Source organism: Stappia indica (assembly GCF_009789575.1).
Lineage (GTDB): Bacteria > Pseudomonadota > Alphaproteobacteria > Rhizobiales > Stappiaceae > Stappia > Stappia indica_A.
Window position 1 is genome coordinate 598,442 of sequence record NZ_CP046908.1, and the last position, 13,516, is coordinate 611,957.

At 68.5% G+C, this 13,516-nt stretch carries 13 protein-coding genes; 8 read left to right on the forward strand and 5 right to left on the reverse strand.

Annotated features, from left to right (window positions below; genetic code table 11):
- Positions 1-13 precede the first annotated feature (13 nt).
- The 5 genes from GH266_RS02755 to menC all read left to right on the forward strand — a co-directional run bounded on the left by GH266_RS02755 (position 14) and on the right by menC (position 4,713).
- Positions 14-931: an ABC transporter permease gene (locus GH266_RS02755; RefSeq protein WP_067333861.1), complete on the forward strand. Its 918-nt coding sequence runs from the start codon at positions 14-16 to the stop codon at positions 929-931.
- A 4-nt stretch (positions 932-935) separates the two neighbouring features.
- Positions 936-1,844: an ABC transporter permease gene (locus GH266_RS02760; protein ID WP_158192530.1), complete on the forward strand. Its 909-nt coding sequence runs from the start codon at positions 936-938 to the stop codon at positions 1,842-1,844.
- Positions 1,841-2,692: an ABC transporter ATP-binding protein gene (locus tag GH266_RS02765; RefSeq protein WP_158192531.1), complete on the forward strand. Its 852-nt coding sequence runs from the start codon at positions 1,841-1,843 to the stop codon at positions 2,690-2,692. Before GH266_RS02760 ends, GH266_RS02765 begins: the two co-directional genes overlap by 4 nt.
- On the forward strand, positions 2,689-3,501 hold the full coding sequence (locus GH266_RS02770) for an ATP-binding cassette domain-containing protein (protein WP_244953765.1): 813 nt from the start codon (positions 2,689-2,691) through the stop codon (positions 3,499-3,501). Before GH266_RS02765 ends, GH266_RS02770 begins: the two co-directional genes overlap by 4 nt.
- 69 nt (positions 3,502-3,570) lie before the next feature.
- Positions 3,571-4,713: an o-succinylbenzoate synthase gene (menC, locus tag GH266_RS02775; protein ID WP_158192532.1), complete on the forward strand. Its 1,143-nt coding sequence runs from the start codon at positions 3,571-3,573 to the stop codon at positions 4,711-4,713.
- Between the two features lie 10 nt (positions 4,714-4,723).
- Here menC and GH266_RS02780 read toward each other — a convergent pair whose 3' ends face one another.
- The 4 genes from GH266_RS02780 to GH266_RS02795 all read right to left on the reverse strand — a co-directional run bounded on the left by GH266_RS02780 (position 4,724) and on the right by GH266_RS02795 (position 8,806).
- The gene (locus GH266_RS02780) at positions 4,724-5,755 is read right to left on the reverse strand and encodes an AbrB family transcriptional regulator (RefSeq protein WP_158192533.1); all 1,032 of its coding nucleotides are present in this window, start codon (positions 5,753-5,755) and stop codon (positions 4,724-4,726) included.
- On the reverse strand, positions 5,752-7,254 hold the full coding sequence (locus tag GH266_RS02785) for a tripartite tricarboxylate transporter permease (RefSeq protein WP_158192534.1): 1,503 nt from the start codon (positions 7,252-7,254) through the stop codon (positions 5,752-5,754). Before GH266_RS02785 ends, GH266_RS02780 begins: the two co-directional genes overlap by 4 nt.
- Before the next feature lie 7 nt (positions 7,255-7,261).
- Positions 7,262-7,702 carry a tripartite tricarboxylate transporter TctB family protein gene (locus GH266_RS02790; protein ID WP_158192535.1) on the reverse strand — a complete coding sequence of 147 codons (441 nt, stop codon included), beginning with the start codon at positions 7,700-7,702 and terminating at the stop codon, positions 7,262-7,264.
- A 135-nt stretch (positions 7,703-7,837) separates the two neighbouring features.
- Positions 7,838-8,806 (reverse strand): tripartite tricarboxylate transporter substrate binding protein, encoded by a 969-nt coding sequence (locus GH266_RS02795; protein ID WP_158192536.1) that lies wholly within the window; start codon positions 8,804-8,806, stop codon positions 7,838-7,840.
- 177 nt (positions 8,807-8,983) lie between these two features.
- Here GH266_RS02795 and GH266_RS02800 point away from each other — a divergent pair, with 177 nt between their 5' ends.
- The 3 genes from GH266_RS02800 to GH266_RS02810 all read left to right on the forward strand — a co-directional run bounded on the left by GH266_RS02800 (position 8,984) and on the right by GH266_RS02810 (position 12,262).
- Entirely contained in the window at positions 8,984-9,655 is a 672-nt protein-coding gene (locus tag GH266_RS02800) for a response regulator transcription factor (RefSeq protein ID WP_158192537.1), read from the forward strand.
- Positions 9,652-11,085, forward strand: a complete 1,434-nt coding sequence (locus GH266_RS02805) for a sensor histidine kinase (RefSeq protein WP_158192538.1) — start codon at positions 9,652-9,654, stop codon at positions 11,083-11,085. The genes GH266_RS02800 and GH266_RS02805 overlap by 4 nt, the downstream gene beginning before the upstream one ends.
- An 82-nt stretch (positions 11,086-11,167) precedes the next feature.
- Positions 11,168-12,262, forward strand: coding sequence for an ABC transporter substrate-binding protein (locus tag GH266_RS02810; RefSeq protein WP_158192539.1), 1,095 nt, complete (start codon positions 11,168-11,170; stop codon positions 12,260-12,262).
- A 177-nt stretch (positions 12,263-12,439) separates the two neighbouring features.
- Here GH266_RS02810 and GH266_RS02815 read toward each other — a convergent pair whose 3' ends face one another.
- Positions 12,440-13,516, reverse strand: a complete 1,077-nt coding sequence (locus GH266_RS02815; protein ID WP_158192540.1) for an ABC transporter ATP-binding protein — start codon at positions 13,514-13,516, stop codon at positions 12,440-12,442.

The following is a 13,516-nucleotide window of genomic DNA, read 5'->3' on the forward strand; positions in this document are numbered from 1 at the left end:
TCAAAGGCCCGGCATGATCCGCTTCACCCTCAAACGCCTGGCGATCGCAGCGCTCGTTGCCCTCGTCGTCTCCGGCATCAGCTTCGGCCTGATGTTCGTGTCCGGCGATCCCGCCATCGCCATCGCCGGCGAGGGCGCGACGGAAGACGACATCGCCGTCATCCGCGCCCGCTACGGCTTCGACCGTCCGATCCCGGTGCAATATGCCGAATGGATCGGCCGCGCCGTCCAGGGCAATTTCGGCGACAGCATCTATTTCAGCAAGCCGGTGGTCGACCTTCTGGCCGAGCGCTTCCCGGCCACCGCGACGCTCGGCGTGCTGGCCATCGGCGTCGCCATCCTGCTGGCGATCCCGCTCGGCATCATCGCCGCCATCCGCCAGAACCGCCTGCCCGACCGCGCCGCACTCACCTTCGGCACCATCGGCCAGGCGACGCCCAGCTTCTGGCTCGGCCTGATGCTGATCTGGCTCTTCGCGGTCAAGCTGCGGGTGCTGCCGGTCTCGGGCTCGCAGACGCTCGCCCATTTCGTGCTGCCCGCCCTGGTGCTCGGCTACTACGCCGCGCCCTCCATGCTGCGCCTGTGCCGCGCCGGCATGATCGACGCGCTCTCCTCCGACTATGTGCGCACCGCCCGCGCCAAGGGCCTGCTGCCCCGTCAGGTGATCTTCGGCCACGCGATCCGCAACGCCATCCTGCCGGTGATCAGCGTCGCGGCGGTCGAGTTCGGCTTCATCCTCGGCGGCTCGGTCGTGGTGGAGAGCGTCTTCGGCATCCGCGGCATCGGCCTGCTGGCCTGGGAAAGCATCGCCCGCAACGACTTCCCCACCATTCAGGCGATCATTCTCGTCTACGCCATGATCTATGTCTGGCTGACCTTCCTCGCGGATGTGATCAATGCCTGGCTCGATCCCCGCATCCGCGTGAGCTGATCCCATGAGCACAAACACATCCTCGATCCCGGCGGCACCGGCCCGCCTGCCCCATCCCTCGCCGCGTCGCATCCTGCTCAAGCGTGCGAGGGAACACCGCGGCCTCGTGATCGGCGGCGCCATCGTGCTGGCGGTCGTGCTGATCGCCCTCTTCGCACCGCTGATCGCCCCGCACGATCCATACGCCCAGGACCTGTCGAAGCGGCTGCTGCCGCCGGTCTGGTCCGAAAAGGGCAGCTGGGAGCACATCTTCGGCACCGATGCCCTGGGGCGCGACTATCTCTCGCGCATCCTGTTCGGCGCCCGGGTCTCGCTGCTGATCGGCATTTCCGCCGCCATCGGCTCCGGGCTGATCGGCACGACGCTCGGCCTGCTCGCCGGCTATTTCGGCGGCCGCGTCGACAGCGTCGTCACCTTCATCGTCTCGGTGCGCCTGGCGCTGCCGGTGGTGCTGGTGGCGCTGGCCGTCGTCTCCCTGTTCGGCGGCGATCTGTGGATCGTCGTCACGGTGCTCAGCCTGCTGCTGTGGGACCGCTTCGCCGTCGTCGTGCGCTCCGCCACCCAGCAGCTGCGCAACCAGGAATTCGTCACCGCCGCCCGCGCCATGGGCGCCTCCACCCCGCGCATTCTGATCGTCGAGCTGCTGCCCAACCTCATCGGCCCGCTCGTCGTCATCGGCTCGCTGGAGGTCGCCCACGCCATCCTGCTGGAATCGGCGCTCTCCTTCCTCGGCCTCGGTGTCCAGCCGCCCACCCCGTCCTGGGGCCTGATGGTCTCGGAAGGCAAGGGCCTCGTCTTCTTCGACGCCCGCCTCATCGCCCTGCCCGGCGCCGCCATCGCCATCCTGGTGCTCGGCATCAACCTGATCGGCGACGGCCTTCGCGACGTGCTCACCCCGGAGGGCCGGTCATGAGCGTTCTTTCCGTCCGCAACCTGAAGGTCTCCATCCCCACGCACGGCGAGCCGCTCGAGGCGGTGCGCGGCGTCGATATCGAGGTCGGTGCCGGCGAGACGCTCGGCATCGTCGGCGAGAGCGGCTGCGGCAAGTCGGTCACCTCCATGGCGATCATGCGCCTGCTGCCCGGCCGCATCTCCGTCACCGCCGACGAAATGCGCCTCGGCGACACCGACCTTGCCGCCATGAGCGAGCGGCAGATGGCCGACATCCGCGGCGACCGCATGGCGATGATCTTCCAGGAGCCGATGACCGCGCTGAACCCGGTGCTGACCATCGGCCGGCAGATGAGCGAGACCTGGATGCGCCACCGCCGCGGCAGCAAGCGCGAGGCGCTGGCGGCTGCCGTCGACCTGCTCGACCGGGTCGGCATCCCGCATCCGCGCGAGCGGCTCGGCGTCTACCCGCACCAGCTCTCCGGCGGCCTGCGCCAGCGCGTGATGATCGCCATGGCGCTGCTGTGCGATCCGCAGCTGATCATCGCCGACGAGCCGACCACCGCGCTCGACGTCACCGTGCAGGCGCAGATCCTCGACCTGCTCGCGTCCCTGCAGCAGGAGCGCGGCCTCGCCATGATCTTCATCAGCCACGACATCGGCGTCGTCGCCCGCATCGCCGGGCGCGTGCAGGTCATGTATGGCGGGCGCACCGTCGACGGCGGCCCGGTCGGCGATCTGCTCGGCCACCCCAAACACCCCTACACCAGGGCGCTGCTCTCCTCCGTGCCCCGCCGGGGCATGCGCTGGGGCCGCGACACGCTCGGCGCCGTGCGCTGGAGCGAAGACGCGCCGGAGGCCTCCTCATGAGCGAGAAAGTCATGAGCGACATCGTCATGGAACTGCGCGACGTGCGCCGCACCTATAGCCTCAGCGGCGGCATGTTCGGCAAGCCGCGCGATCTGCATGCGCTCGACGGCGTCAGCCTTCAGCTGCATCGCGGCGAGGTTCTGGCGCTGGTCGGCGAATCCGGTTCCGGCAAGAGCACCCTGTCGCGCATTCTGCTCGGGCTCGAGGCCCCCACCTCCGGCGAGGTCTTCCTCGACGGCGCGCCGGTCGCCTCGATCCGCCGCCGCGCCTTCGCCGCCCGCGTCCAGCCGGTGTTCCAGGATCCCTATTCCTCGCTCAACCCGCGCAAGACCGTGCGCCAGATCATCGAGGCGCCGCTGGTCATCGCCGGCGGGGTCGCGGCGTCCGAGCGGCTGCGCCGGGTGCGCGAGCTGCTCGACATCCTGCGCATGCCGGAGCGCATGCTGGAGGCCTATCCGAGCCAGATGTCCGGCGGCCAGCGCCAGCGCGTCGCGATCGCCCGCGCGCTGATCTCGCGGCCCGAGATCGTCGTGTGCGACGAGCCGACCTCCGCGCTCGACGTCTCCGTGCAGGCGGAGGTTCTCAACCTCCTGATGGAGCTGCGGGCCGAGTTCGGCCTCACCTATCTCTTCATCAGCCACGATCTTGCGGTGGTCGAATACATCGCCGACCGGGTCGCGGTCATGCAGTCGGGCCGCCTCGTCGAGGTGGCGGGCGCCGAAGCCCTCTTCGCCGCCCCGCAGCACGACTACACCCGCCGCCTGCTCGCCTCCGCGCTCACCGTGCCGGCTGCCAGCCCGAACACCTGAATCTTCTGCGTTTCCCGAAGCCGCCCCCCCTTGTCCGGCCGGCTTCCCGCTACCCAAAAGGTCACTGAAATGACACGCCCCATCGCCGCCCGGCAATTGCCCCTCACCATCGACAGCGCCGAACTGCACATCGTCCGCCTGCCGCTGATCTCGCCCTTCACCACCTCCACCGGCACCATGCACGAGAAGGTGTTTCCGCTGCTGGTGCTGAAGTCCGGCGAGCTGGAAGGCTATGCCGAGGGCGTGATGGACCCGCTGCCCGACTATCTCGACGACACCATCTCCGCCACCACCTACTTCCTGCGCGAGGCGATCCTGCCCAACGTCGTCGGCAAAAGCTTCGAGAACCCGCAGGAGCTGGAAAAGGTGCTCGCCCCCTGGCGCGGCCACTGGATGGCCAAGGCCACCGTCGAGATGGCGTTCTGGGACCTGTGGGCCAAGGCGCTCGGCCTGCCGCTCAAGACCCTGCTCGGCGGCACCGGCGACAAGGTCGCCGTCGGCGTCTCGCTCGGCCTGCAGGACATCGAGGCGACCGTCGAGGCGGCCAAGCGCCACCACGCGCAAGGCTACAAGCGCATCAAGCTGAAGATCGAGCCGGGCCACGATGTCGAGCTCGTCGCCAGGGTCCGCGCCGCCCTGCCGGACGCGCGCATGAGCGTCGATGCCAACACCGCCTATTCGCTCGCGGATCTGCGCGTGCTGAAGGCGCTCGACGCCTACGACCTGGAATATATCGAGCAGCCGCTCGCCTATGACGACATCCACGACCACGCCGTGCTGCAGTCGCGCATCGCCACGGCCGTCTGCCTCGACGAGAGCATCCGCTCGGCTGCCGACGCGCGCAAGGCGCTGGCGAGCGATGCCGCCCGCGTCGTCAACATCAAGGTCGGGCGCGTCGGCGGCCATCTCGAAGCCCGGCGCATCCATGACATCGCCGAGGCCTGGAGCGTCCCGGTTTGGTGCGGCGGCATGCTGGAATCGGGCATCGGCCGTGCCCACAACATCCACATGTCGACCCTGCCGAACTTCCGCAAGCCCGGCGACACGTCGAGCGCGCGGCGCTATTTCCGCAAGGACCTGACGGTGGAATGGCTGGAGACCGAGGACGGCATGATGCCGGTTCCGGAAGGCCCCGGCATCGGCGTGCGCCTCGACCGGGAGTTCCTGGAGAGCATCTCCAGCGAGCGCGAGACCTTCGGCGCGGCGGCGTAAGCGCCCGCCCCTACCCGCCCTTGCGGCGGCCGACGAGGAACGGCATCGCGGCGAACAGCGCCAGGATGCGGAAGACGTGATGCGTTGCGACGTAGACCGGGTCGTAGCCGAGCGCCAGCGCCATCGACGACATCGCCTCCACGCCGCCCGGCGCGAAGGCGACCCACACCTGCCCGAACGGCAGCCCGGTCATCGCGGCGGTGAGCCAGCTCGCCGCCGCGGAGATCGCCAGCGCCACGCTGGCAGCGGCAAGGCCGGCAACGCCGAGCCGCCGCAATTCCTTGCCCGTCAACCCGCTGAACCTTGCGCCGATCACCGCGCCCGTCACCGTGAAGCCGAGGAAGGTCAGCGGCAGCGGCAGCCGTCCCTCGACGAGGCCGGCCGCATGGGTCGCAGCGCTCAATATCAGGCCGGCCAGCAGATAGGCCGCCGGCACGCCGATCCGGTCGCCGGCAAGCCCGGCCGCGAACCCGGCGATCAGGATCACCACCGCCGCGCCGTAGCCGATCTCGCCCATCGTCGTCAGCACCGCCCCGCTAGGGGCGCTGTCGAGCAGCGCGATCACCGGCGGCAGCAGCACCGTGATCACCAGCAGCCGCAGGCTCTGCAGCACCATGACGGCGCGCAGGTCGCCGACGCCGGAGGCGGCCAGCGACAGGCAGTAGCTCAGCGCGCCGGGCGAGGTGGCGAGCCGCGCGGTCGCCGCATCGAGCCCGTAGCCGCGCTGCAGGATCGTGCCCGACACCACCATCACCGCGGCGATGGTCGCCGCCAGCATGGCAAGGCTCACCGGCCACTTGGCGATGTCGGAGAGAAAATGCGGCGTGACCCCGGCCCCCAGGGTCACGCCGATCACCAGGAAGGCGCAGTTGCGCAGCAGGCCCGGCACGGCGGGCGCAAGGCCCGAGAGTGCGGCGAGCGTCACCGCAACGGTGCTGCCGATCAGCGCGGCGGCGGGCAGTCCTGCCAGCGTCGCCGCTCCCGCTCCGGCAAGCCCGGCCGAAAGGGCGACGGCAAGGCTGCGCCACCGCGCGCCCGTCATGCCTCGACGACCTTCTTCTTGCGACGGCCGAGCCAGATCGGCACGACCACCACGACGGCCGCCAGCACGTAGAGCATGATGGCATTGCCGGAGTTGACGAGGATCGACCAGTCGCCGCCCGAGATCGACAGGGCACGGCGCAGGTTGTCCTCGAAAAGCCCGCCCAGCACGAAGCCGAGGATCACCGGGGCCAGCGAGAAGTCGAGCTTGCGCAGGATCCAGCCGAACACGCCGAGCAGCGTGATCATGTAGAGATCGTGCGGGTTGCTGACGACCGAGTAGACGCCGATGAAGGCCAGCACCGCGATCAGCGGCGTCAGGTACTGCTGCGGGATGGTCAGCAGGCGGGCGAACAGCCCGACCAGCGGCAGGTTGATGACCAGCAGCGCGACGTTGCCGATATACATCGACGCGATCAGGCCCCAGGCGATTTCCGGCCGCTGTTCGAACATCAGCGGACCCGGCGTCACGTTGAACAGCAGCAGCGCGCCCAGCAGGATCGCCGTCGTGCCCGAGCCGGGGATGCCGAGGGTGAGCATCGGCACCATGGCGCCGCCCGCGGCCGCGTTGTTGGCCGATTCCGGCGCTGCGAGACCGCGAAGGTCGCCCTTGCCGAAGTTCTCCGAATTCGGCGCCACGCGCTTTTCCGTGCCATAGGCGACGGCGGAGGCGACCGAGGCGCCGGTGCCCGGCAGGATGCCGATGAAGAAGCCGATCACCGAGCCGCGCAGGATCGTCCACTTGGTGAAGGCAAGGTCCTTCATCGAGACGAAGCTCTTGTCCAGCGCCAGCGGCTTCAGCTTGCCCGTGACCTGCTGTTCCACGAGGTGCAACAGCTCGGCCATGCCGAACAGGCCGATGACGACGACCAGGAAGTCGATGCCGGCGAGAATGTCGGGAATGCCGAACGTGTAGCGGGCAACGCCCGTGTTGGCGTCGATGCCGATCGAGGCGAGCATCAGGCCCATCACGGCGGCGAGCAGCGTCTTGACCGAGTTGCTGCCGACCAGCGAGGCAAGGCTCGCGAAGGCGAAGACCATCAGCGCCACGTAGTCGGACGGCGAGAAGGTCACCGCATAGGAGGCCAGCGCCGGGCCGCTCAGGGACATCAGCACCACCGCGAAGGTGCCGCCGAAGAACGAGGCGACCGCCGACAGCGACAGCGCCCGTCCCGCTTCGCCGCGCTTGGCCAGCGGATTGCCGTCCAGCGTCGTCATCACCGCGCCGGCATCGCCCGGCACGTTGAGCAGGATCGAGGAAATGCGCCCGCCGTATTCGGCGCCGTAATAGATGCCGGCGAGCAGGATCAGCGCAGACTCCGGCGGCAGGCCGAGGCCGTAGGCGATGGGCAGCAGGATCGCCACGCCGTTGATCGGGCCGATGCCCGGCAGCGCGCCGATCAGGGTGCCGGCGAAGCAGCCGATGAGAACGAGCGAAAGATTGAAGGGCTGCAAGGCTACGGCAAAGCCCGCAGACAGCCCGGAAATTACAGCGTCCATGGGAGCCTCACAGAATGTGGTTGAGCAGGCCGGCGGGCAGGTTCAGCTCCAGCAGGCGGGTGCAGGCGAAATAGCCGACCGTGCCGGTGACCGCGCCGAAGGCGAAGGCCTTGAGCGGGGCTGCGCCGAGCATGATGCCGAATGCGGTGCAGAAGACCCAGGTCGACACCAGGAAGCCGAGCGGCTCGAACAGGCGTCCGTAGGCCAGCAGCATGACGACGACCAGCGCCAGACGGCCCAGCGTGCCGAGATCGGCCTTGAGCCTTTCGACATCCGGCCGCGCAATCAGGTAGATCGCGCAAAGGCTGGCGACGATGCCGAGCAGCTTGGGCCAGCTTTCCGGGCCCAGCGGGTCGTACTGGAACGGCGCCTTGATGACTGTGAAGGCGATGTAGGTATAGAGCAGCGCGATCACGAGAATCGCGCCCGCAAAGACGCGGTCTGCCATGACGTCCTCCCTTTCCGGGCCCAAGCCCGGTGGCATTGTCCCGGTTGCTACTGTCCCTTTCGGGATGGGGCCGGCGGCACGCCTCGTGCCGTCGGCCCCTGCTTCCGGTTTGCCTGGCCTTGCGGCCTTGTCGCGTTACTGGATCAGGCCGGCTTCGCGGGCGATCTCGCGCAGGCGCGCGATGCGCTGCTTGATCGACTCGTCGAGTTCCGCGCCGGCGAGGTTCAGCGGCATCAGGCCCTTTTCCTTCTGCAGCTTGGCGAACTCCTCGGTGGCGAAAGCCGCCTGGAACTTCTCGACCCAGGCGTTGTACGCCTCGTCCGAGACGTTCTTGCCCATGTAGTAGCCGCGCAGGATGGTCCACTCGGCGTCGTAGCCCAGCTCCTTGACGGTCGGGATGTCGGCGAAGGGCGCGTCGAGGCGCTTGTCGGACATCACGGCCAGGATGCGCAGCTTGCCGGTGCCCATATGGGAGACCATCTCGCCGACGTCGCCCATGTAGACCTGGATGCTGCCGCCGAGCAGCGCCGCGATGGACTCGCCGCCGCCGTCGAAGGCGACGTAGCGCATCTTCTTCGGATCCTGCTCGATGGCGCGCAGCAGCAGCGCGCCCTTCATCCAGTCCTGCGAACCGACCGAGCCGCCGGCGCCGAAGACGACGGACGAGACGTCGGCCTTCACCGCGTCCATCAGGTCGGACAGCTTCTCGTACGGGCTGTCGGCGCGCACCACGACCGCGCCGAAGTCGGCGCCAGCGGTGGCCAGGAAGCGCACGTCGTTCTCGGTCCACTGGCCGTACTTGCCGGTGGCGATGTTGAGCAGCGAGCCGGACGAGAAGGCGACGATGGCGTTCGGGTCGTCGGTGCGGGTGGTGTTGAACAGGTTGATCGCCACGGCGCCGATGCCGCCCGGCATGAAGCTGACCTGCATCGGCGTGTCGAACTGGCCCTGCAGACCGGTCTGGGCGACGCGGCAGGTCAGGTCGAAGCCGCCGCCCGGCTGCGCCGGCGCGATGCACTCGGGCTTGGTGATGTCGGCGGCGAATACAGGGGTGGCGAGGCCGGCGGCGATCAGCGCCGCGGCCGCGGTCTTGAAGAGTTTCATGTAGTCCTCCCGGTTGTCGCACGGATCGGGCCGCAGCGGCGGCACCGTCCATGGATCGCACGACACTAGGCCGCGTGGCTGACCGGAGCTTGACCCGTCGCTGACGCGACGCTGACAGGGAACCCTGCGGCAGCGGTTTTTCTTCCCGCCGCTCACGGCTTGCACTAATCAAGTGACATGCGGATCGTGCTTGTGGAGGACAATGACGAACTTGCAGAGGCGATCATCGATCGCTTCCGCGGGGAAGGTCATGCCATCGACCGGGAGGCCGACGGCGAGCAGGCGAGCGAGCTGCTGCGCTACAAGACCTTCGACCTCATCCTGCTGGACGTGAACCTGCCGGGCCGCAACGGCTTCGAGATCCTCCGCCAGCTCCGCCTCAGCGGCAACCACACGCCCGTCATGCTGCTCACCGCCCGCTCCGAGATCGACGACCGCGTCGTCGGGCTGGATGCCGGGGCCGACGACTACATCGTCAAGCCGTTCGACCTGCGCGAGCTGGCCGCCCGCTGCCGGGCGCTGGCCCGCCGCCGCGCCGGCGAATCCAGCAACCTGTTCATCGCCGGCAACTTCACCTTCGACCGCGCCGCCAAGCGCGCCACCGTCGACGGCCAGGACGTCGACCTGCGCCAGCGCGAGGTGCAGCTGTTGGAGGTGATGATCGGCAATATCGGCCGCGTCCTGTCCAAGGAGGAGGTCGCCGACAAGCTCTACACCTTCGAGGAAGTGCCGACGCTGAACGCCGTCGAGCAGATCATGACGCGGCTGCGGCGCAAGCTGGAGGGCGCGGCCTTCTCCATCCGCACCATCCGCGGCCTTGGCTATATCGCGAGCGTCCGCGACGAATGACGCTGCCGCCGCCCCTGCCCGAGGCACGCGCCGTGCCCTACTCGCTGCGCCGCCGGCTCACGGTCGGCATGGTGGCGGGCTTCCTGGCGCTCCTCGTCGTCTTGTCCATCGGCCTGTGGACCTATGCGCGCAACGCCGCCAACCAGACCTACGACCTGCTGCTCGCCGGCTCGGCCATCGCCATCCTGGAGCGCATCTCGCCGACGCCCGACGGGCTGATCGTCGACATTCCCTCCTCCGCGCTGGAGATCGTCGGCCTTGCCAAGGAAGACCGCGTCTTCTACCGCGTCTTCCGCCTCAGCGGCCGCACCCTGACCGGCGACCCGGACCTGCCGCTGCCCCCCGGCGGCGTGCGCGCCGGCGACCAGCCCCGCTTCTTCGATGCGCCCTACAGCCGCGAGACCTCCCGCTTCGTGCTGCAGGGCAAGCTGATCATCGAGCCGACCGGCCCGGACTGGATCATGCTGCAGCTCGGCCACACGCGGCTTGCCCGCGACGCCATGCAGATGGACCTCTTTTCCAAGGGGCTTGCCGGCCTCGTCGCCATCGCCGTGCTCGGCCTCGTCTTCATGCGCCTCGGCATCAACCGGGCGATGGCCCCGCTCGCCGGCATCGAGGCCGACATCCGCGGCCGCGAGCCCTCCGACATGACCCCGCTCGACGCCAAGCCGCCGCGCGAGGTGGAGGGGCTGATCGGCGCCATCAACGATTTCATGGGCCGCCTCGTCACCAGCAAGGAGCACGCCCAGTCCTTCATCGCCGATGTCGCCCACCAGATGCGCACCTCGCTCGCCGCGCTGCAGGGGCAGCTGCAGCTGGCGGCCGAGCAGGACGAGCCCGAGCGCATGCGCCAGCGGCTGGAGCGGGCCTCGGAGCAGGCGACGCGCACCATCCGCCTCACCAACCAGCTGCTGTCGCATGCCATGGTCACCCATCGCGGCATCGACGAGCCGGTCGAGAAGATCGACCTGATGCCGCTGATCCGTACCTCGGTCGAGGAGTTCCTGCGCCATCCGGAGACCGAGGGCATCGACATCGCCGTGCTGCACGACGACCTGCCGGTCGGCTCCGCCCTGCTCGTCGCCGATCCGGTGGCGCTGCGCGAGGCCCTGCGCAACCTGCTCGACAATGCCGCGCGGCACGGGCCGAAGGACATCCGCATCGATATCGGCCTGTCGCGCACGCGCATCGACGAGCGCGAAGCCCTGTGCATCTCGCTCGACGACAGCGGCCCCGGCATTCCGGCGGCCGAGCGCGAGAAGGTGCTGGAGCGTTTCTATTCGCTGAACCGGGCGGGCGGCGGATCCGGCATCGGTCTCAGCATCGTCAACGCGGTCGCGCGCAGCCATGGCGGCCGCCTCGCCCTCGGCGACAGCCGGCTCGGCGGGCTGCGCGTCGAACTGGACCTGCCGGTCGACGGACCGGCCTGAACGATCGAAGAGGGCGACCGGCGCGACCAAATCAGCGCCGGCACCCATGGGGAACAGAAACGAAATCGGGAGGACGACGGGCATGACGCTTGCGACCCTTGCCATGAGACGCCCTGGCGCCCTGCGCCGGCCCCTTGCCGCCGTGCTCGGCGCGGCAGCGCTGGTCCTGCCGCTGGCTCTGACCGGCATCGGCCCCGCCCGGGCCGAGACGCGACTCACCATCTACAGCGCCACCGACACCTCGGCCATGACGGCGGTGATCGCCCGCTTCGAGGCGACCCACCCGGCGGTCAAGGTCGAGTATGTCGAATACAACACCTCCGAGCTCTACGAGGCCATCGCCTCGCACAGCCATCTGGTCGACGTGGTCATCAGCTCCTCGATGGACCTGCAGGCGAAGCTGGTGAACAGCGGCGATGCCTACGCCTTCCGCCCGCCCAATGCCGATGCCCTGCCCGAATGGGCGCGCTGGCGCGGCGAGCTCTACGGCTTCACCTGGGAGCCGGTGGTGATGGTCTACAACAAGGCGGCCTTCGCCGACCGGCCGCTGCCGCAGACGCGGTCCGAGCTCGCCGGCATGATCCGCGACGATCCCGATTTCTTCCGCGGCCGGGTCGGCACCTACGACATTCACCTGTCCGGCGTCGGCTACCTCTTCGCCACCCAGGACGCCCAGCGCGGCTACCAGTTCTCGCGCGTCGCCGAATCCTTCGGCCGCGCCCGCGCCCGTACCTTCTGCTGCACCCGCGAAGTGCTCGACCGGGTCGCCAGCGGCGAGCTGGTCTACGGCTACAACATGATCGGCTCCTACACGCTCGGCGTGGTCCGCCAGGACGAACGCATCGGCTACTACCTGCTCGACGACTACACGCTGGTGATGAGCCGCACCGCCTTTATCCCCGAAACCGCGCCGAACAAGCGGGCCGCCGTTTCCTTCGTCAATTTTCTGCTGTCGCCGGAGGGCCAGGCGGCCATTGCCACCTCGCCGGAACTTATCCCCCTCCTGCCCGAGGCGACCATCGCCTCCGGTCACAGCGGCGTTCCGGGCACCGAAGGGCGCTCGCTGCTGCCCATCCGGCTCGGCACCGGCCTGCTCACCTATCTCGACCGGTTGAAGAAGGAGGCCTTCCTCGCCGACTGGTCGGCGGCGATGCAGGTGGAGACCGCCTCGCAGTAGGATGCGGGGATAAACGGAAAAAGGCCGGCCCGGAGGAGCCTCCGGCCGGCCTTTTGGTGATTTTGGGCATCTTGCGACGCCCGACTCCAAAAAAACGCGATTTCGAGACGGAATTTTGCAAAATCCGTCTCAATCTCGATATCGCCTGCAAGCCCTTGTCATACCAAGAGAAAACGCTCAGAGAGCCTCGATCCGGGCGCCATTTTCGCCGTCGAAGTAATGCAGGTCCGCAAGCGCGTAATCGAGACTTATCCTCTCGTTCGGACGCAGCGCCACGGTCGGCGCCAGCCGGGCCGTCAGTTCCTGGCCGCCGAGCCGGCAGATCGCCATCGTGTCGGAGCCGAGAGGCTCGAAAACCTCCACCACCGGCGCGATGGCGCCGCCCTTGTCCCCGGCAAAGGCCAGGTGTTCGGGGCGGATGCCGACATCGATCCGCGCCCCGTCGGCGGCCGCCACCTCGCCCAGCCGCAGGGCCGCATCGCCCACCCGCAGCACCGGCGAACCGCCTGATCTGTCTATGTTTCCGCTGAACACGTTCATCTGCGGCGAGCCGATGAACTCGCCGACGAAGCGGCAGTTCGGCCGGCTGTAGAGCTCGATCGGGTGGCCCTGCTGGACGATTTTACCCCCGCGCAGCACCACCACCCGGTCGGCCAGCGTCATCGCTTCCGTCTGGTCATGGGTGACATAGACCGTCGTGGTCTTCAGCATCGCGTGCAAGCGCTTGATTTGCGTACGCATTTCGACGCGGAGCTTGGCGTCGAGGTTCGACAGCGGCTCGTCGAACAGGAACACCGCCGGCTTCCTCACGATGGCCCTGCCCATGGCCACGCGCTGGCGCTGACCGCCCGAAAGCTGGCCCGGCTTGCGGTCGAGATAGGCCTCGATCTGGAGGATACGTGCCGCCTCGCGCACCTTCGGTTCGATCTCGGAAGCCTTCAAGCCCCTCATTTTCAAGCCGAATCCGATATTCTCGGCAACGCTCATATGCGGGTATAGCGCGTAGTCCTGGAACACCATGGCCACGTCCCGATCGCGCGGCTCCACGTCGTTGACGACCCGCTCGCCGATCTTCAGGACGCCGCCCGAAATCTCCTCCAGCCCAGCGATCATCCGCAGCATCGTCGACTTGCCGCATCCCGACGGCCCGACGAACGCGACGAATTCCCCGTCCTGGATGTTCAGGCTGACGCCATGGATCGCCCGCACCGAGCCGTAATCCTTGACGATCCCCTCCAACCGGATATCCGCCAT